This window comes from Paraburkholderia sp. CNPSo 3274, assembly GCF_024206475.1.
Classification (GTDB): domain Bacteria; phylum Pseudomonadota; class Gammaproteobacteria; order Burkholderiales; family Burkholderiaceae; genus Paraburkholderia.
This window is the reverse complement of the sequence record NZ_JAMBPR010000015.1, coordinates 70867-89397: the sequence shown is the minus strand read 5'-3', so window position 1 is coordinate 89397 and position 18531 is coordinate 70867. Positions and strand designations below refer to the sequence as shown.

Annotated in this window: 16 protein-coding genes and 1 tRNA gene; 6 read left to right on the top strand and 11 right to left on the bottom strand. The window is 64.9% G+C overall.

Going from position 1 to position 18531, the window contains the following annotated elements:
- On the bottom strand, positions 1–1833 hold the full coding sequence (locus M3I54_RS12895; protein WP_254336374.1) for a M48 family metalloprotease: 1833 nt from the start codon (positions 1831–1833) through the stop codon (positions 1–3).
- Between the two features lie 184 nt (positions 1834–2017).
- Here M3I54_RS12895 and moaC point away from each other — a divergent pair, with 184 nt between their 5' ends.
- Both moaC and M3I54_RS12885 read left to right on the top strand, forming a co-directional pair.
- Complete coding sequence (gene moaC, locus M3I54_RS12890) at positions 2018–2497, top strand: cyclic pyranopterin monophosphate synthase MoaC (RefSeq protein WP_254336372.1); 480 nt, start codon at positions 2018–2020, stop codon at positions 2495–2497.
- A 4-nt stretch (positions 2498–2501) separates the two neighbouring features.
- Entirely contained in the window at positions 2502–2852 is a 351-nt protein-coding gene (locus tag M3I54_RS12885; RefSeq protein ID WP_254336370.1) for a nucleotide pyrophosphohydrolase, read from the top strand.
- Positions 2853–2922: 70 nt separating this feature from the next.
- On the opposite strand, the gene M3I54_RS12880 is transcribed toward M3I54_RS12885, so the two are convergent.
- The 8 genes from M3I54_RS12880 to recA all read right to left on the bottom strand — a co-directional run bounded on the left by M3I54_RS12880 (position 2923) and on the right by recA (position 11585).
- Complete coding sequence (locus M3I54_RS12880) at positions 2923–4764, bottom strand: Wzy polymerase domain-containing protein (RefSeq protein ID WP_254336368.1); 1842 nt, start codon at positions 4762–4764, stop codon at positions 2923–2925.
- A gap of 144 nt (positions 4765–4908) precedes the next feature.
- Positions 4909–5520, bottom strand: coding sequence for a pilin (locus tag M3I54_RS12875; RefSeq protein ID WP_302058941.1), 612 nt, complete (start codon positions 5518–5520; stop codon positions 4909–4911).
- A 126-nt stretch (positions 5521–5646) separates the two neighbouring features.
- Entirely contained in the window at positions 5647–6369 is a 723-nt protein-coding gene (locus tag M3I54_RS12870) for a TerC family protein (protein WP_254336366.1), read from the bottom strand.
- A gap of 186 nt (positions 6370–6555) precedes the next feature.
- Complete coding sequence (sucD, locus tag M3I54_RS12865) at positions 6556–7437, bottom strand: succinate--CoA ligase subunit alpha (RefSeq protein ID WP_254336364.1); 882 nt, start codon at positions 7435–7437, stop codon at positions 6556–6558.
- 98 nt (positions 7438–7535) lie between these two features.
- A complete protein-coding gene (gene sucC, locus M3I54_RS12860; protein ID WP_254336362.1) occupies positions 7536–8702 on the bottom strand; it encodes an ADP-forming succinate--CoA ligase subunit beta in 1167 nt (388 codons plus the stop codon).
- 50 nt (positions 8703–8752) lie between these two features.
- Positions 8753–9448, bottom strand: a complete 696-nt coding sequence (locus tag M3I54_RS12855; RefSeq protein WP_254336360.1) for a DUF2889 domain-containing protein — start codon at positions 9446–9448, stop codon at positions 8753–8755.
- A gap of 119 nt (positions 9449–9567) precedes the next feature.
- On the bottom strand, positions 9568–10476 hold the full coding sequence (gene recX / locus M3I54_RS12850) for a recombination regulator RecX (protein WP_375542135.1): 909 nt from the start codon (positions 10474–10476) through the stop codon (positions 9568–9570).
- A gap of 32 nt (positions 10477–10508) precedes the next feature.
- A complete protein-coding gene (gene recA / locus M3I54_RS12845; RefSeq protein WP_254336356.1) occupies positions 10509–11585 on the bottom strand; it encodes a recombinase RecA in 1077 nt (358 codons plus the stop codon).
- A 248-nt stretch (positions 11586–11833) separates the two neighbouring features.
- Here recA and M3I54_RS12840 point away from each other — a divergent pair, with 248 nt between their 5' ends.
- The 4 genes from M3I54_RS12840 to M3I54_RS12825 all read left to right on the top strand — a co-directional run bounded on the left by M3I54_RS12840 (position 11834) and on the right by M3I54_RS12825 (position 16419).
- Positions 11834–12598: a response regulator transcription factor gene (locus M3I54_RS12840; protein ID WP_254336353.1), complete on the top strand. Its 765-nt coding sequence runs from the start codon at positions 11834–11836 to the stop codon at positions 12596–12598.
- Positions 12599–12610: 12 nt separating this feature from the next.
- Positions 12611–14251: a sensor histidine kinase gene (locus M3I54_RS12835; RefSeq protein ID WP_254336350.1), complete on the top strand. Its 1641-nt coding sequence runs from the start codon at positions 12611–12613 to the stop codon at positions 14249–14251.
- A 321-nt stretch (positions 14252–14572) separates the two neighbouring features.
- The gene (locus M3I54_RS12830) at positions 14573–16231 is read left to right on the top strand and encodes an MFS transporter (RefSeq protein ID WP_254336348.1); all 1659 of its coding nucleotides are present in this window, start codon (positions 14573–14575) and stop codon (positions 16229–16231) included.
- Between the two features lie 111 nt (positions 16232–16342).
- Positions 16343–16419, top strand: a tRNA-Met gene (locus M3I54_RS12825).
- A gap of 110 nt (positions 16420–16529) precedes the next feature.
- Here M3I54_RS12825 and M3I54_RS12820 read toward each other — a convergent pair.
- Entirely contained in the window at positions 16530–17546 is a 1017-nt protein-coding gene (locus tag M3I54_RS12820) for a sensor domain-containing diguanylate cyclase (RefSeq protein ID WP_254336346.1), read from the bottom strand.
- Between the two features lie 175 nt (positions 17547–17721).
- Complete coding sequence (locus tag M3I54_RS12815; protein ID WP_375542134.1) at positions 17722–18477, bottom strand: FadR/GntR family transcriptional regulator; 756 nt, start codon at positions 18475–18477, stop codon at positions 17722–17724.
- Positions 18478–18531: the final 54 nt, after the last annotated feature.

Sequence of the window (18531 nt, the reverse complement as noted above, 5' to 3'; positions counted from 1 at the left end):
TCAGCCGCGGCCCTCATCCTTCTCGTCCTGGCGCTCCTGCTTGTAGCGCGCTTCGAAGTCGTGCAGGCGCGCTTCGATGGTCGAAAGATCGTAGTAGCCCACCGATTTCATGTCGCGCGCCTCCTTGAGCTGACGGATGGCCGAGGGCCAGGCGCCGTCGAGCGCCAGCTTCTCCGCCATCGCCCGATGCTGTGTGAGCGCGTCGCCGAGTCCTGCGCTCGCCTGCGCCAGATAGAGCCACCATGCGTCTTGCTGCGGTTCGGCCTCGGTTTCGCTGCGCGCGAGCGTCTGCGCCTCCTTGAAGCGTCGCGCCGCGATCAGCGCCTGCAGCAGCGAATCGGTAGCCGCGTGGGAGCCTGGCCACGCCTTGTGCGCGGCCTCGGCCAGCCGCACGGCGTCGTCGGTGCGGCCTGCGCGGCGCGCGATATCCACCGCGAGCACGTCGAGACTCGGCGAGTTGCGTGTTTTGCTGCCATCCGCGGCCTCGAACTGTGCGAACGCCGCGCGCGAGTTCGCGAGCGACGCCGTGGCGTCGTCGTAGCGCTCCAGCAGCATCTGCGCGCAGGCAATGCCATACCAGTTCGCGGCAACGTTGAGCGCCGTACGGTCCTCGAGCTCCGAGCGCAAACGCGAAACCTCGTCGATGTACTCATTGCGCGTACGGTCCTGAAGCACACGCACGCGTGCGCGCACAAAACCGTACTCGGGTGCCTGGCGCGGCTGGCGGTAAGCGGCGCGGCGCGCGCGGTCCTGCATGTCGGCGATGCGCTCGCCGGTGAGCGGGTGCGTACGCGCGTAGGCCGGCACGCCCGTGTCTTCCATCGAATCGCGCTCGAGCCGCTCGAAAAACGCCACCATGCCCCACGGGTCGTAGCCTGCGCCCGTGAGCAGCTGGAAGCCCACGCGATCGGCCTCGTGCTCCGCGGCGCGCGAGAAACGCAACTGGCTATCCACGGCATACGCCTGGCTGCCGAGCGCAATCCCGGCGCCCAGGTCGCCGCTATGCGCGAGCACGCCCGCGAGAATGCCGAACAGCACGCCCGCCAGCGCGGCAAGACCCGTGCGCTCGCTCTCCGAAAGCATGCGTGCGATGTGCCGCTGCAATACGTGGCCCATTTCGTGACCGAGCACGGAGGCGAGTTCGGATTCCGTTTGCGTGACGACGATGAGCCCCGAGTTCACGCCGATGAAGCCGCCCGGCAGCGAAAACGCATTGATCTGGCCGTCGCGGATCGCGAATAGATCGAAGTCGGGCCGATACCCGCCGATGAACTGCGCGCTCGCGGCCGCCGCGAGGCGCGCGGCGACCGAATTGAGGTAGTCGCGCACGAGCCAGTCGCCGATATAGTCGGGGTCGCGGCGAATCTCGCGCATCACGCGCTCGCCGATACGGCGCTCGGCCTGCGGCGTGAGCGCGCCGCCTGAGCCGTCGCCGAGGTCGGGCAGTTGCGGCACCCAGGCGGGGGCGCGCACACTGGTATTGCCACTCGAAGACGAGGAAGTTGCGCCTGATTGGCCTTGCGCCGAAAAGCGGCTCTGCGCGCCGCCGTAAGTGCCGAACACGCCCTGCGCGATCGAGGCGGGGACGACAGGATCCGCCGCGTCGTCGAACGGGCCGCTGACGAGTGCGGGCGCCGCATTGGGCCCATTGGGCCCATTGGGCGCATTGGCTGCATTGGGTGCGAAGCCGGAGGGGGCCGGGACGGGCTTCGTGGCAGTTGGCGAGGCCGCGCCGAGATTGAGCACGGGGGCATTCGACGCCTGCGCGTACGCTTGCGGCGAAAACGCGAGCGACACGCACAACCATGCAGCAAGCAGCCGTTTCAGACGCATTGATGACAGGATCGGGGAATGCGGAACACTGGCGCGGCGGCGCGCCCGGTGCGGACCGCCTGCGCTCGCTTGAGCTCACCAATCAATTGTAGCCCGCCTTACAACCCTTGCGGCCCGGCAAGACGCCTGGAAAGCGCGGCGTGCCGCACTGTTAAGATGGGTACCCCTCAAGGAAGAACCCACCATGCCTGAACTCACGCATTTTGACGCAGCCGGCGACGCCCATATGGTCGATGTCGGCGGCAAGGCAGAGACCAAGCGCATTGCGCTCGCGAGCGGCACGATCCGCATGTTGCCGGAAACCTTCGCGCTGATCCGCGACGGCCACGCGAAAAAAGGTGACGTGATCGGCGTCGCGCGCATCGCCGCGATCCAGGGGGCGAAGCGCACCTCGGATCTGATTCCGCTGTGCCACCCGCTCGCGATCACACGCGTGAAAGTGGACTTCGCGCTCGATGAAACGCTGCCCGGGGTTCACTGCACGGCGCAGGTGGAAACGCTCGGCCGCACAGGCGTGGAGATGGAAGCGCTGACCGCGGTGCAGGTCGGACTGCTGACCGTCTACGACATGTGCAAGGCCGTGGACCGTGGCATGACGATCACCGACGTACGCGTGCTGGAGAAGCACGGCGGAAAGTCGGGGGATTGGGTAGCGGAGCGTTGACGCCATGACGCTCGACGAACTGCTCGCCCAGGTGCTGGCCTTCCGCGACGAGCGCGACTGGCAACAGTTTCACACGTTGCGCAACCTGATCGTCTCCACGAGCATCGAGGCAGGCGAGCTGCTCGAAACGGTCCAGTGGAAGACCGATGCGCAGATCGACGCACAGCTCGCCGATCCCGCTCAACTCACACATCTCAAGCACGAATGCGCGGACGTGTTCCTCTACCTTTTGCTGGTCGCGCATACCGCCGGGATCGATCTGGTCGAAGCGGCAGCGGAAAAGCTCAAGCTGAACGCGCAGCGCTACCCTGTGGAGAAGGCGAAAGGCAGCGCCACGAAATACTCCGAGCTTTGATTGGCGGAGCTGCGGCGCAGAACGCGGCGGCGAGCTGACTCGCCGCCCCTTCACGCACGAGCCACGAGGCTCAATCCTCCGAATCGTCCTCGTCGTCTTGTTCGACCGACTTCGCCGGCGTCCCGTATTTCTTGACGAGTTGCGCCCTGAAGTCTGCGAGCGTGGGCTGCTCGTCGAGCACGCCGTAGAGTGAAGCGAGTTGCGTCTGCCAGTCGTGCAACTCCGTGGCGAAAATGCGCAGGCGCTCCACCGTATCGAATGCGCCCGCCGTATCGCCATCCAGCGCCTGCAAAATCGCGTAGCGGCGCAGCACCGTCTCTCCGGGCAGCAGCGCGATGGCGCGCTGGTGCGCGTAAAGCTTGCTCGACAGGCTCGCGGTGTTCATTGGCAACAACGTGGCCATGCCGTAGTCGCCCCATGCGCCGAACAGGCGCGAAGGATCGGCGGCGTAATCGCGCGCCGGGTGCTGTCCGTAATACAGCACCTCGGCGCGGTTGTAGTCGCGCAGCACCGGGTACAGCGCTGCGACGCCGCCGAACACGACCACCGCATACGCACCGAGCGAGACGCGCGACGGCACGACACGCAGCGGCTTCGTCTCCAGCAGGCCGAACACGAACATCGCCGGCAGCAGGAAGAACATGTACTGCTGCGGATATTCGACGAGTGCATGCATGACGAGCACGCCGATCAGCATGAAGCCAAACACGCGCTCGGCGGTGTGCGGCGCGCGCAGCCCGCGCACGAACCACGCGACGAGCCCGATCACGACGATGGCAAGACCGACGAGGCCGGTCTTCGCAAGCAGGTCGAGGAAGATATCGTGCGCGTTGTTGGCGATCTCGACGCCGCCAAGCGAGCGCACCAGCTCGAACTGATGCACCGGGAAATCGCCCCAGCCAACGCCTAGCACCGGATGCGACTTGAACATCGTCCAGCCGTAGCGCCACAGCGCGAGGCGCGGCGCGATCTGGCTGGCGTCCTTCATGCGCTCGGCGGCCGACTGCGCAAGGTCCAGGCCGTAGTGGACGTTGGCCCAGCGCACGCATGCGTTCATGCCGAAAAAGATCAGCACGAGCACGACAGGGAGGATCCAGGCGCGCACGGCGCTGGCCTTGCGGCCCGAGCCCGCCGCCGATGCGCGGCCTTGCGCGCTCGCACTGCGTCCCTCGCCTGCTTCGCTGCGGCAGCCCGTGAGCGCGATCCACAGACCCGCGACGAAAATCACGCCCATCTGCAGCCACGGCCCGCGCGACACCGTGAGCGCGAGGCCACCTGAATAGATCGCGGTCAGCACGCCCCAGAGCAGGATGTTCAGACGCCGCGTGAGCACGAGGTACATCGCACCCGCCATCGCGAAGGCGATATAGCTGGCCAGGTGATTGGCCTGCGCCATGTTGCCGAACGGCCGGCGATCGACGGTAATGTTGTACGCCACCACGAGCGGCGTGACCTTCGCTTCCAGGTGAAAGAGCTGGATCACCTGGCTGAACACGGCGAAGAGGCCGCCGAACTGCAGCGCGAACGCCCCCCACACGAGCGCCGACTGCATGAGGCGCGCGCGCGTGATGGTGTAGCCGGCGTGGGTCGCGAGGAAGGCGGCGAGCAGATAACCCGCGCCGAGCCAGTTCATCGAAGGCTCCGCAAGCGGCAGTGCGAACGTCTGCACGATCAGCAGCAAGCCGAAGAAAAACGGCACGAGCGCGACCGTGGGCGACGCGAAGCCCTCGCCCGTGCGCGCCGGACGAACGAGCAGCAACGTCGCGGCGCCCATCAGCACATAAAGTGTCAGTGCAACGAATTCCGCGTAGAAAGTGGGAATCGGATAGGTGTGGTTGACGACCGCATACGGCAGCGTCAACGCGAGGGCCAGCAAGACGAACGTAAGGTAACGCGCAAAATTGGAAGGCATGGTTGGGCGGGGGCGTTCAGCAACGGGGCACTATACAAAACTTTTCCCCCGCTGTGCGGGTGCGGCCGGTTGGGTCGCATCCACATGCGCTGCGCGAGTGCGCTTGAAAGCGCTCACCGTTGCCCCCGCACCTACGCGCAAACCTTATGCGCGGCACTCCGGCGGCGCGAGATTGCCCGCCAGCGTTGCGGCGTCCACCGGCGATGGGCCCGCGCCGGGCGCGTCGAGCGACGAAGCCGTCTTGCCCGCTGCGAAGCACTCCCACGTAAGCGTGCCGCCCTGCACGCTGCCCTGTGCGAGCGCGGCGCGCGCGGTGGGCGCATCGGCGTTGTCGGGCACCGAGGGCACGAGGACGATCGTGTTGCTGCCCGCGGGCGCCACGCGCGAGGTGAAAGCAACCGTGATCTGACCGGTCGTGTCGTCGATATGCAGCGCCTGCACGTTGCGCGTGGCGGGCGGCACCGTATAGCCCGCGCCGAACGCGTTGCCGCTCGCGGCGTTCTCCGCCACGGCAAGGCGCGCGGAAGCCGCAAGCGACAGGCCCTCGCCCACGCGGCTGCGGGCGACGTAGTCCTGGTACGCGGGAATGGCGTAAGCGGCGATCACACCGACGATCGCGAGCACGATCATCAGTTCGATCAGCGTGAAGCCGCGCGCAGTCCAGCGGGCGGCAAGACTTGTGAGGCGCGAAAGTCGGGCAAAACACGCGCAGCCGTTGCGCGGCGGCGGGCTCATGGGAAGTGCGGATACGGTCATCGTCAGGGCTCCTGAAACAAGAAACGCCTGCTCACAGTCATGAACAGGCGTCTTGATCGTATCGGCGGCCCGCTTTGCGCATCAGTCGGCCAGATGGCCCAGGCGTAATGGCACAGCCATGCGCGCTCAGTGTGACTGCGGCCCCTGCGCATCGCTGCGCCGCGCGTTGCGGCGCCTGAGCCAGGACCCGAGCGCGACGACGAACACGGCTCCCGCCACGCACATGCCATATTCGGCCGCGGGCGTATCGAGCAGCGGCCAGCGGTCGCCAGCGGGGTCGTTGATGATGAGGCCGCCCGCGATCCAGCCGAGCAGCGCAGCGCCGAGCGTCACGATCACCGGGTAGCGGTCGAGCAGCTTGAGCACGAGCTGGCTGCCCCACACGATGAGCGGAATGCTCACCATCAGTCCGAAGATCACGAGCGCGATGCGATGGCGCGGATCGGCCGCTTCGGCAGCGCCCGCAATCGCGACCACGTTGTCGAGGCTCATGACCGCGTCGGCGACGATGATCGTCTTGACCGCGCCCATCAGCTTGTCGGCAGGCTTCACGTTGGCGTGCTCGAGATGACTGGGCGCGAGCAGCCGAACGCCGATCCATAGCAGCAGCAGGCCGCCTGCGAACTTGAGGAACGGCACGTTCAGCAGCAGCACGGCGAAAGCGATCAGCACCACGCGCAGCGCGATCGCGCCAGCGGTGCCCCACAGAATGCCGCGCATGCGTTGCTGCGAAGGCAGGTCGCGGCAGGCGAGCGCGATCACCACGGCGTTGTCGCCGCCGAGCAGGATGTCGATGACGATGATCTGGATGACAGCGCTCCAATGGAGCGACGCGAAAAACTCGAGCATGGATACGAAGACTCAGCCGGAACACAGAAGGGGCGGCTCAAGCGGCGAGCCAAATAAAAAAGCGAGGAGGCCATGACTGGCTCCCTCGCTTTTGTTCGGAAACCTCGTGAAAGGATTCCGCAAGCATATCAAAAAACGCTGGCCGCCCGCGCGTGCATGATGTGCGGCCGGCGGCGCATTTCGAATTTACAGCACCGACTTCAGCAGACGGGCCATTTCCGACGGGTTGCGCGTGACCTTGATGCCGCACGCGTCCATGATTTCCAGCTTCGCGTCGGCCGTATCCGCACCGCCCGAGATCAGCGCGCCGGCGTGGCCCATGCGCTTGCCCGGAGGCGCCGTGACGCCCGCGATGAAGCCGACGACCGGCTTCTTCATGTTGTCCTTGATCCACTCGGCGGCGTTCGCTTCGTCCGGACCGCCGATTTCGCCGATCATGATCACGGCGTCCGTATCCGGATCGTCGTTGAACATCTTCATGACGTCGATGTGCTTCAGACCGTTGATCGGGTCACCGCCAATACCGACTGCCGACGACTGGCCGAGGCCGATCGCGGTCAGCTGGGCAACCGCTTCATACGTCAGCGTGCCCGAACGCGACACGACGCCGATGCGGCCCTTGCGGTGAATGTGACCCGGCATGATGCCGATCTTCAGCTCGTCCGGCGTGATCGTGCCGGGGCAGTTCGGGCCGAGGAGCAGCGTCTTGCGGCCTTCGCGGCGCATACGGTCCTTGACTTCGATCATGTCGCGGACGGGAATGCCTTCCGTGATACAGATCGCGAGATCGAGGTCGGCCTCGACGGCTTCCCAGATCGCAGCAGCAGCGCCTGCCGGCGGCACGTAGATGACCGAAACGGTCGCGCCGGTGGCGTCCTTCGCTTCACGCACGTTCGCGTAAATAGGAATGCCTTCGAAATCTTCGCCGGCCTTCTTCGGGTTCACGCCAGCGACGAACGCTTCACGGCCGTTCGCGTACTCACGGCAAGCGCGGGTGTGGAACTGACCGGTCTTACCGGTGATGCCCTGCGTGATGACCTTGGTGTCTTTGTTGATCAGAATCGACATGTATTGACCTCTGTTCGTTTGGCGTCATGCGTCGCACCAGACCGCTTCTTGCGTTGCGGTGTTCGCGCCGGCACCACGCCATTCGTGTCCGGTGAAAATTACTTGCCTTCGGCAGCCGCGACAACCTTCTGCGCGGCTTCTTCCATGCTGTCTGCCGAGATGATCGGCAGGCCCGATTCGGCCAGCATCTTCTTGCCGAGGTCCTCGTTCGTGCCCTTCATGCGCACGACGAGCGGCACCTTCAGGTTCACGGCCTTCGAACCGGCGATCACGCCTTCCGCGATCACGTCGCAGCGCATGATGCCGCCGAAGATGTTCACGAGGATCGCCTTCAGGTCCGGGTTCTTGAGCATGAGCTTGAACGCTTCGGTGACCTTCTCGGTCGTGGCGCCACCGCCCACGTCGAGGAAGTTCGCCGGCTCGCCGCCGAACAGCTTGATGGTGTCCATCGTGGCCATTGCGAGGCCTGCGCCGTTCACCAGACAGCCGATGTTGCCGTCGAGCGAGATGTACGCGAGATCGAACTTCGAGGCTTCGACTTCAGCCGGATCTTCTTCGTCCAGGTCGCGGTAAGCGACGATTTCCGGGTGGCGGAACAGCGCGTTGGAGTCGAAGTTGAACTTCGCGTCGAGCGCGATGACCTTGCCGTCGCCGGAAACGTTCAGCGGGTTGATTTCAGCCAGCGACGCGTCGGTTTCCCAGAATGCCTTGTACAGGCCTTGCAGGATGGCGCGGGCTTGCGGAATCGAAGCAGCCGGCACGCCGATCTTCGCGGCGAGGTCGTCGGCCTGGGCGTCGAGCAGACCGGTCGACGGTTCGACGATGACCTTGTGGATCAGTTCCGGATGCTTTTCGGCAACTTCTTCGATGTCCATGCCGCCTTCGCTCGAACCCATCAGAACGATCTTTTGCGACACGCGATCAACGACGAGGCTGACATACAGTTCCTGCTTGATGTCAGCGCCTTCTTCGATCAACAGACGGTTGACCTTCTGGCCTTCCGGACCGGTCTGGTGCGTGACGAGCTGCATGCCGAGGATCTGGTTCGCGTATTCGCGGACCTGCTCGAGCGTCTTGGCAACCTTCACGCCGCCGCCCTTGCCTCGGCCGCCAGCGTGAATCTGCGCCTTGACAACCCAAACCGGGCCGCCCAGCTCTTCAGCGGCCTTGACCGCGTCATCCACCGAAAACACCGGGGTGCCGCGCGGGACCGCGACTCCGAATTTCCGCAGGATTTCCTTACCCTGGTACTCGTGAATCTTCATGCGTGATTCCTTCAGTCTGAGAGTTGGAGTGAACTTCGATTCCGCTGTTCTTATTCATGCGTGGCGGCGTCGGCCCTGCCCTCTTGGCTCGGGTTACTGCCGTCGCGCACGCTGGCGGCTTCCGCGCTGCGTTCTATTGAACGCGGCACATGGCCATACCAGCGCGGATAAAACTGCTTCACCGCTTCACCGTCGAACCGCAGCGCATGGCAACGGCCGAGCTGGAAAGGCGGCTTTTCACCGGCGGCCTCATTGCCTCCGGCGGTCTTGCCGAGTTCCGGTCCGGGCGCTTCGCCCGGCGAGCCATTCGATGTGTCCCACACTTCTCCGACGAACGCCTGGATCGCGGCGGTCGGCAATACGCCCAACATCTCTGTGAGATGCGTGCAGCCAACCGTGCCGGCGAGCAGCCGGCCCGCTTCGCGGCGGAAGTTCTGGAGGAGATTGAGCCCGATAAGGGCCCGATAGGCGGGTTGAACGTTCTGGCACTGACCGTCGTAAGGCACCCAGTCGGACGACGCTTCGGCGTCGATGACGTTGAGCTTGCGATCGATCGTAATACGCAGCCAGAGTTCATGGATCGGCAGACCATTGGGCCGGACACCGGCGGCGAGCGGCACGTCGCGTGGCTTGTGGTCGGTCAGGCACGCGTCGATGTCCCACAAGCCGTCTTCGCGCTCATAGGCAACCGCCCGAATGGCGCGCTGGTGGCGCAACTGGCGGGGCACGGGCGGAGAAAGCGGCATGCTAAAGGTAAGACCGGATTGGAAAACCTCGTGATTTTAACATACCGGGTATTTGAGACAGCCGCGAACACACAGGCCGGGCGGGGACTTGCCTGCGCGGATTTTTCGAGACGGCCGGCTCAGTTATCGGACCAGTCTTCCTCGAATCCCTTGAGGATCTTGCCGATGATCGACATCGAAAAGCCGCGCGCCGCGAGAAAGCGCGCCTGGCGCGCGCGTTCCGCAGGCGTCTCGGGCAACTGGCCGTACTTCTTCTGCCAGACCGTGCGGGCACGTACGAGCTCAGTCTCGCGCAGTTGCGAACTCACCTCTTCGATGAGCGTTTCGCCCACCGCGTGGCGCTTGAGTTCGCTGACGATACGCCCTGCCCCCACACGCGACGCGCGCCGGTGCACGACGCTTTCGGCAAAGCGTGCGTCGGAGAGCCAGCCCTCGCGTTCGAGCGAATCGAGCAGCACTTCGAGCGCGTCGGCGTCTTCGGTGTGCGGCATGAGCTTGCGCGAGAGTTCGGCGCGGCTGTATTCGCGGCGCGAAAGATAGCCGAGCGCGCGGCCCTTGAGCGAGCGCTCGGGGCGCTGCTTCGCCGTGGACGATTTTTCGCGCTCGCTGGCGCGTGCGGCGCGGCTGGCCGAGCTACGCTCATAGTGATCGGCTTGTGGTGCGCCGGATTCGCGCGCGGTTTCAACAGGCGCGCGACGCGACCGCTTGAATGATGTTTCGGACAGCGGCTCTGGCAGCACGTTTGCCGCCGCCTCATCAGCCCCGCTGAAGAAAGCCTCGAACGGTACTTCGAAGACCGCGCCGCCATCGTCGCTGAGATCGGCAGGCGAGGAATACGCCGCGCCAGAATGCGCAAAGCCGCGATCGCCCGCCTGGGCGTCGCGGCTTGAATGGCTTGAGCGGCTCGTGCGCGAGTCGGCAGGCTTCACGGCGGAGCGCCGCTCGGCGCCCCTGTCCGCAGGCGAACCCGCACGCGAGTTAGCCTGCTCGCCGGAAGGCGAGGACGTATGTGACCCGCCCTTGCGCATCAGCTTGCCTTATCTACGAGAGCCTGGAGGACTTACTCTTCGCCAGCGACTTCGACTTCGCCGGAATCGTTGACACCGTCCGGCATCGTGCTCACGCCAAGCGATTCGCGGATGCGGTTTTCGATCTCACGAGCAATGTCCGCATTCTCGCGCAGGAATTCGCGTGCGTTGTCCTTGCCCTGGCCAATGCGCTCGCCGTTATAGCTGTACCACGCACCCGCCTTGTCGACGATCTTGGCCTGCACGCCAAGGTCGACGATTTCGCCCTGACGCGAGATGCCTTCGCCGTACAGAATGTCGAACACGGCTTCGCGGAACGGCGGCGAGACCTTGTTCTTCACGACCTTCACACGCGTTTCGCTGCCGATCACTTCGTCGTTCTTCTTGATCGAACCGATGCGGCGAATGTCCAGACGCACCGACGAGTAGAACTTGAGCGCGTTGCCGCCCGTGGTGGTTTCCGGGTTGCCGAACATCACGCCGATCTTCATGCGGATCTGGTTGATGAAGATCACCATGCAATTCGTCTTCTTGATCGTGCCGGTGAGCTTGCGCAGCGCCTGCGACATCAGACGCGCCTGCAGACCCGGCAGCGAGTCGCCCATTTCGCCTTCGATTTCGGCCTTCGGCACGAGCGCCGCAACCGAGTCGATCACGATCATGTCGATCGAGCCCGAGCGCACCAGCGCGTCGGTGATTTCGAGCGCCTGCTCGCCCGTGTCCGGCTGCGAGATGAGCAGTTCGGGCACGTTCACGCCAAGCTTGGAGGCGTATTGCACGTCGAGCGCGTGTTCCGCGTCGATGAACGCCGCCGTACCGCCGAGCTTTTGCATTTCGGCGATCACCTGCAGCGTGAGCGTGGTCTTGCCCGACGATTCCGGACCGTAGATCTCGACCACCCGGCCGCGCGGCAAACCGCCCACGCCGAGTGCGATGTCGAGGCCGAGCGAACCGGTAGAGACTACCTGGATGTCCTCGACCACGTCGCCGTCGCCGAGTCGCATGATCGACCCCTTGCCGAACTGCTTTTCGATCTGCGCGAGCGCGGCGGCCAGCGCCTTGCTCTTTTCAGCAGTCAGCCCAGCCGAGCCTTTCTTGCTATCTTCCATGAATCGTCCTTTGCTATGATGAACGGCGTCTCGTGACCATGCGCACGCCTCATTCGGGCTAATGCACACGAACGCTGACACTGTATAAAAAAACAGTGGTTTTGGCAAGCCTTTCTGGCTATCCAGAACCGCGAATTTCGGGAGACCGCCGCGCGTCGCCTGGCCGCGCCTTCAAGGACGCGGCGCGGCGCGGGTGTTACGAGCCTAACTACGAGGTCAAAAAGCCTCGAAGGCGACGCTGGCGCAACATGCGAATCCTCATTGCCGAAGATGACAGCATACTCGCGGACGGGCTCGTGAGATCACTCCGCCAATCGGGCTATGCCGTTGATCACGTGCGTAGCGGCGTGGACGCCGATACCGCCTTGTCGATGCAGTCGTTCGACCTCTTGATTCTCGATCTGGGCCTGCCGAAAATGCCGGGCCTCGAAGTGCTGCGCCGTTTGCGCGCGCGCAATTCCAACCTGCCCGTGCTGATCCTCACCGCCGCCGACAGCGTGGACGAGCGCGTAAAAGGCCTCGACCTCGGCGCCGACGACTACATGGCCAAGCCCTTCGCGCTGAACGAACTCGAAGCGCGCGTGCGTGCGCTCACGCGGCGCGGCGCGGGCGGCGGCCCGACCGTCGTGCGGCATGGCGCGCTTGCGTTCGACCAGGTGGGGCGCATTGCGCGCGTCAACGACCAGGTGCTCGATCTTTCCGCGCGCGAACTCGGCGTGCTCGAAGTGCTGCTGCAGCGGCTCGGGCGGCTCGTCTCGAAGGAGCAGCTCGTCGACCACCTGTGCGAATGGGGCGAGGAAGTCAGCAACAACGCCATCGAAGTCTACGTGCACCGGCTGCGCAAGAAACTCGAAGCGGGCGGCGTACGCATCGTGACCGTGCGCGGGCTCGGCTACAGCCTCGAAAAGGAGGCGAAGGAAGCGCAGGCGGGTGCCAGCCAGACGCCCGCCCGGGCCGAGGCCAGCGCGCCCGACGCCACGCCGGCGATGCCCGCCAGCCACTACTTCAAGTAGGCGGAGTCGACGATGGCCGGGCGTCCTTCCATCGCGCGCGCCGTGCCGCCCAAGGGCGCCGCGAGCGTGGCCGGCGAAACTGCCTCGGGCGCGTCCGCATTCGCGGCCGACGCCCTCGACGACGACGCGCGCGACGCACGCTACGCCAATCCGTTCGCCCCGCCCGACGAAGCCGAAGCCGCCGGGGAGGCGCGCCCGCGCTCGCTCTTCGGCGAGATTCTCGACTGGATGCTCGCGCCCTTGCTGCTGCTCTGGCCGATGAGCATCGCGGTCACGTATCTCGTGGCGAAGTCGATCGCCAACGGCCCCTTCGACCGCGCGCTCGAAACCGACGCCTACGTGCTCGCGCGCCAGATCCAGCCCGTGAACGGCGTGGCCGAGCTGACACTGCCCGCCTCCACGCGCGACTTCCTGCGCGCCGATAACGTCGACAGCGTGTTCTATCAGGTGCTCGGCAGCCGCGGCGAGCTAATCGGCGGCGATCGCGACATGCCGCTGCCGAACGGCGACGACCGCCCGCCGCCGGGCCTCGTCGAATTCCGCGACGACACGCTGCATGGCATCGACATCCGCGTCGCCTATACAACAGTGGAACCGACGCATCTCGGCGCCAGCGATCGACAAGGTCAACCCGTGCTCGTGCAGGTCGCGGAAACGCTCGACAAGCGCCGCCAGCTCGCCAACGACATCATCAAGGGCGTGATCCTGCCGCAGTTCGTGATCTTGCCGCTCGCGATCCTGCTCGTGTGGTTCGGCCTCTCGCGGGGCCTGGCTCCCCTGCACGCGCTGCAGTCGAACATCCGCATGCGTCGCCCCGACGATCTTTCGCCGCTCGAAGCGCGCCGCGCGCCGCCCGAAATCGAGCCGCTCGTTACCTCGTTCAACGACCTGCTCACGCGCCTCGAACAGAACATGGAGCTGCAAAAGCGCTTCATCGCCGACGCCGCGCATCAGATGAAAACGCCGCTAGCGGGCCTGCGCACTCAGGCCGAACTCGCGCTGCGCCAGAACGCACCCGCCGAAGTGCACCGCTCGCTCGAGCAGATCGCAACGAGTTCCGAGCACGCCGCGCGGCTCGTCACGCAGTTGCTCGCGCTCGCGCGCGCGGAAAACCGTATGTCCGGGCAGGTCTTCACGCCCGTGGACGTGGCGGATGTGGCGCGCCACGCCGTGCGCGACTGGGTGCAGCCGGCGCTCGCCAAACAGATGGACCTGGGCTACGAAGGCCCCGAAACGGCCTACGGCAGCGGGGATGACGATGGCGGAGCGGCGGCGCGCGTCGAAGTGGACGGCAACCCGGTGATGCTGCGCGAGATGCTCTCGAACCTTATCGACAACGCGATCCGCTATACGCCCGCGAGCGGGCGCATCACCGTGCGCGTGCGGCCCGAACCCGCGGCGGGCGTGGTCCATCTCGAGGTGGAAGACACGGGCATGGGCATTCCGCCCGCCGAGCGCGAGCGCGTACTCGAGCGCTTCTACCGCATTCTCGGGCGCGACGGCGAAGGCAGCGGGCTCGGGCTTGCGATCGTGCGCGAGATCGCCACGATGCACGGCGGCACACTCACCATCGACGATCACGTCTATCAGGACACACCGCGCCTCGCCGGGACGCTCGTGCGCGTGACGCTGCGGCTGCGCGCGCAAACTTGAGCGGCATCGCCGGCGCTTTGGCGGCAGAACCACCGCGAAACTGACTGATCGCGTCAGAAAACCGGGATGGGACTTACCCTTATCCGATACGCGGCGCGCGAGTCAAAATTCGCACGTTAGAAGATGTTTGGATCGCAATGCGATATTTTTCTCGCGCATTAAGCGAACATAAGCGATTAGACCCCACTCCGACACTTCACTCGGAAACCCACGCGCGCGTCAGAAGCCCGTAAGTTTCCATTCCAATAATGCTTCGCAGGACCGCGGGTCTACGAGTCGCCTGCCCGACGGACCACACGCATATCAATACTGGAGACATATATGGCAACCGTTGGCGGACAAGTCTCGCACGCGCCGATGACCAGCGACGAAAAACGCGTGATCTTCGCGTCGTCGCTCGGCACTGTGTTCGAGTGGTACGACTTCTACCTGGCCGGATCGCTTGCGGCCTTCATCAGCAAGAGCTTCTTTTCCGGCGTCAATCCCACGGCCGGCTTCATCTTTACGCTGCTCGGCTTCGCCGCCGGCTTTGCCGTGCGTCCGTTCGGCGCGATCGTGTTCGGGCGCCTCGGCGACCTCGTGGGCCGCAAGCACACGTTCCTCGTCACGATCGTGATCATGGGTATCTCGACCTTCGTGGTCGGTTTTCTGCCCGGCTACGCGTCGATCGGCATTGCGTCGCCGGTGATCTTCATCGGCATGCGTCTGCTGCAGGGTCTCGCGCTCGGCGGCGAGTACGGCGGCGCTGCGACCTACGTCGCGGAACACGCTCCGCCCGGACGCCGTGGCTTCTACACCTCGTGGATCCAGACGACCGCCACGCTCGGCCTGTTCCTCTCGCTGCTCGTGATCCTCGGCGTGCGCACGTTTGTTGGCGAAGAACAGTTCGCCGCATGGGCCTGGCGCATTCCGTTCATCGCCTCGATCCTGCTGCTCGCCGTTTCGGTGTGGATCCGTCTGCAACTCGACGAATCGCCGGCGTTCAAGCGCATCAAGGCGGAAGGCAAGATCTCGAAGGCGCCGCTCAAGGAAGCGTTCGGGCAGTGGAAGAACCTCAAGGTCGTGCTGCTCGCCCTCTTCGGCCTCACGGCCGGCCAGGCCGTGGTCTGGTATACGGGCCAGTTCTATGCGCTCTTCTTCCTCACGCAGACGCTCAAGGTGGACGGCTCGAGCGCCAACATCCTGATCGCGCTGGCGCTGTTGATCGGCACGCCGTTCTTCCTGTTCTTCGGCGCGCTTTCGGACAAGATCGGCCGCAAGCCCATCATCATGGCTGGCTGCCTGATCGCGGCGCTCACCTACTTCCCGATCTTCAAGGCGATCACGCACTACGCGAACCCGGCGCTCGAAGCCGCGACGCAGCGTGCGCCGATCGTCGTGATCGCGAATCCGGACGAATGCTCGTTCCAGTTCAACCCGGTTGGCACCTCGAAGTTCACGAGCTCGTGCGACATCGCCAAGAGCGCGCTTTCGAAGGCAGGCCTGAACTACGAGAACGTAGCGGCCCCGGCAGGCACGCTCGCGCAGATCAAGGTGGGCGACGCGACCATCGACACGTTTGACGGCCGGGCGCCTGGAGCCAAGGAAGCCGGCGCGCTGTTCGAGAAGACGCTCGCGGGCACGCTGAAAGCGGCGGGCTATCCGCTGAAGGCCGACCCCGCGCAGCTCAACTGGCCGATGACGGTGGTGATGCTGACGATCCTCGTGATCTTCGTGACCATGGTGTACGGGCCGATCGCGGCGATGCTGGTGGAGATGTTCCCCACACGCATTCGCTACACCTCGATGTCGCTGCCCTATCACATCGGCAACGGCTGGTTCGGCGGCTTCCTGCCGGCAACAGCCTTCGCGATCGTGGCGGCGCGAGGCGATATCTACTCTGGCCTCTGGTATCCGATCATCATCGCGCTGGGCACCTTCGTGATCGGCATGCTGTTCGTGAAGGAAACCAAGGACTCGGATATTTACGCGCAGGATTGAGGCTGTGAGCGTCGCCGGGCGGGGCTTCTCGCCCGGCGACTGCCTTCCCTGCAGAAAAGATGACGAAGGGGGTTGACAACCTCCGGCTGCGCCGCGATAATTCTTTTCTTCGGCGAATTAGCTCAGCCGGTTAGAGCGACGGAATCATAATCCGCAGGTCCGGGGTTCGAATCCCTGATTCGCCACCAGTTGCAAAAGAAAGCCGCTGTCCCACAAGGACAGCGGCTTTTTTCATTTCCGGGTTCCGTGTTCGTGCCTGGCAAACCGATAACCAAAGTCCGCCAGACAGCGACACCATTCACCTGATCTGCTTGCGCTCCCGCTTCGTTTCGTACATCGAACGATCCGCGAATTCGATCAGCGCCGTCATCTCGGTGCCGTCTTCGGGCAGGATGGCAACGCCCACGCTCACGCCAAGATCGATGCGGCGTCCTTCGAACTCGAACGGCTCGCCCACGCTGTCCACGAGCCGGCGGCTGTATGCCTCGGCGTCCCCACGCCCCGCGATGCCCGGCAAGATCACTGCGAACTCGTCGCCGCCCACGCGCGCGGCCGTATCCACGCGGCGGCTGTGACGAGCGATGCGCGTCGCGGTCTCCCGGATCGCCGCGTCGCCGGCGCGATGGCCGTAGTGGTCGTTGATAGGCTTGAGGCCATCCATGTCGAGATTGAGCACACCGAGTCCGCCCGACGAGCGCACCGCGAGATCCACCGACTGGCGCAGGCGATCGTAAAAGAGCGCGCGATTAGGCAAGCCCGTGAGCGCGTCATGCGTCGCGCGCAGATAGAGCTCGCTCGTCTCGTGCCGCGCGGCATGGAACATCGCCGCGGCGATGAGTTCGGACATCAGCGAGAGTGTGCGAATGTCCTCGTCCTTGAAGGCGTCGACTTCCGAATTCGTGACTTTCAGAACGCCGACGGTCGTCTCGAGATGCTTGAGCGGCGTGACGATCATCGAGCGCAGGCCGGCGCGTCTGCAGGCCTCGCGGTCCACGCGCGGGTCGGTTTCGGAGTCGTCGCAGCGCAGGATCTCGCCCTCACGCACGCACAGGCCCGAAAGGCTCGTTTCGCGCGCCAGGCGCAATCCAAGCAGGTCCGCGACGTTGCCCGAGGCCGCGCGGTACACCATGTCCTCACCTTCGGCGAGCTCAACGACCGCGCCTTGCGCTCGCGTGAGTTGCTCGGTGCGCTCGGCCACGTAGGCCATCACGCCGCCGAGATCGAGCCCGAGCTTCGCGATGTCCGACTGCGCCTTGATGATTTCCAGCAGGGTTGCGTTGTCCAGTTGCGTGTCTTGCGCTTCGTTTTTCTTCATCGCTTACCCGATAGCCTTGCCTTTAGACTTGCTGACGGCACTGAAAGCCAAAGCGCCGTTCGATCGGGCTAAAGCATAGCAAACGTTGTTGATTGCGCCAGAGCAAACGTTTTACACCTGCAATTCGCTGCGCTTTTTGCGATTCGTTGCGTGTACACCCATTTGGCATACGCGTTCAGCGCTCGATGCGCTCGCGCGTCACACGCAACAGCGCTGCCATCGCGCGGCTCGCCGCATGGGCGTCGCGTTGCGCGATCGCATCGTACACAAGGGTGTGGTCGGGCAGCGCGGCGTTGAACACGTCGGCGCGCTTCGCATTCACGCGCAACTGGCCTTCGAGCGTGCGCTCGATCAGCGTGCCGAGCGGCACCAGCAATTCGTTGCGGCAGGCGCCCAGCACCGCGAGATGGAAACGCAGGTCCGCGCGCACCCACTCGTCCACATTGCGCGCCCCGGCCATGGCCGCGTGCGCGGCGGCGATCGAGGCAAGCGCATCGGCGTCGTGCGCGTTCGCGGCCAGTCCTGCCGCAAACGGCTCGATCATCTCGCGCATTTCCTGGAGCTTGAGCGCGAAAGCGAGCGGCGGCGCCACGCGCGCGTACCAGTCGAGCACGTCGGCATCGAGCAGGTTCCACGCTTCGCGCGCCCGCACCCGCGTGCCCACGCGCGGGCGCGACTCCACGAGCCCTTTCGAGGTGAGCGTGCGCAGCGCCTCGCGCAGCACCGTGCGGCTCACGTCGAACGTTGCCATGAGTTCGGCCTCGCGCGGCAGGACCGTCGCGGGAGGGTAGTCGCCGCGCAGGATCGCGCTGCCGAGTTCGTAGGCCACGGTACCGTGCAGATCGCGTTGAATCGTCGTTCTCCTGGATATTGGGAAGCGCTGCCAAATAATACTATTAATAGCACTTAAAGGCGAATATTGCAGTAGCATGTGCGCTTGAAGACGTTGCCGCTCGCGTGTGGTGCGAGCGCCGCCCTACCGCTC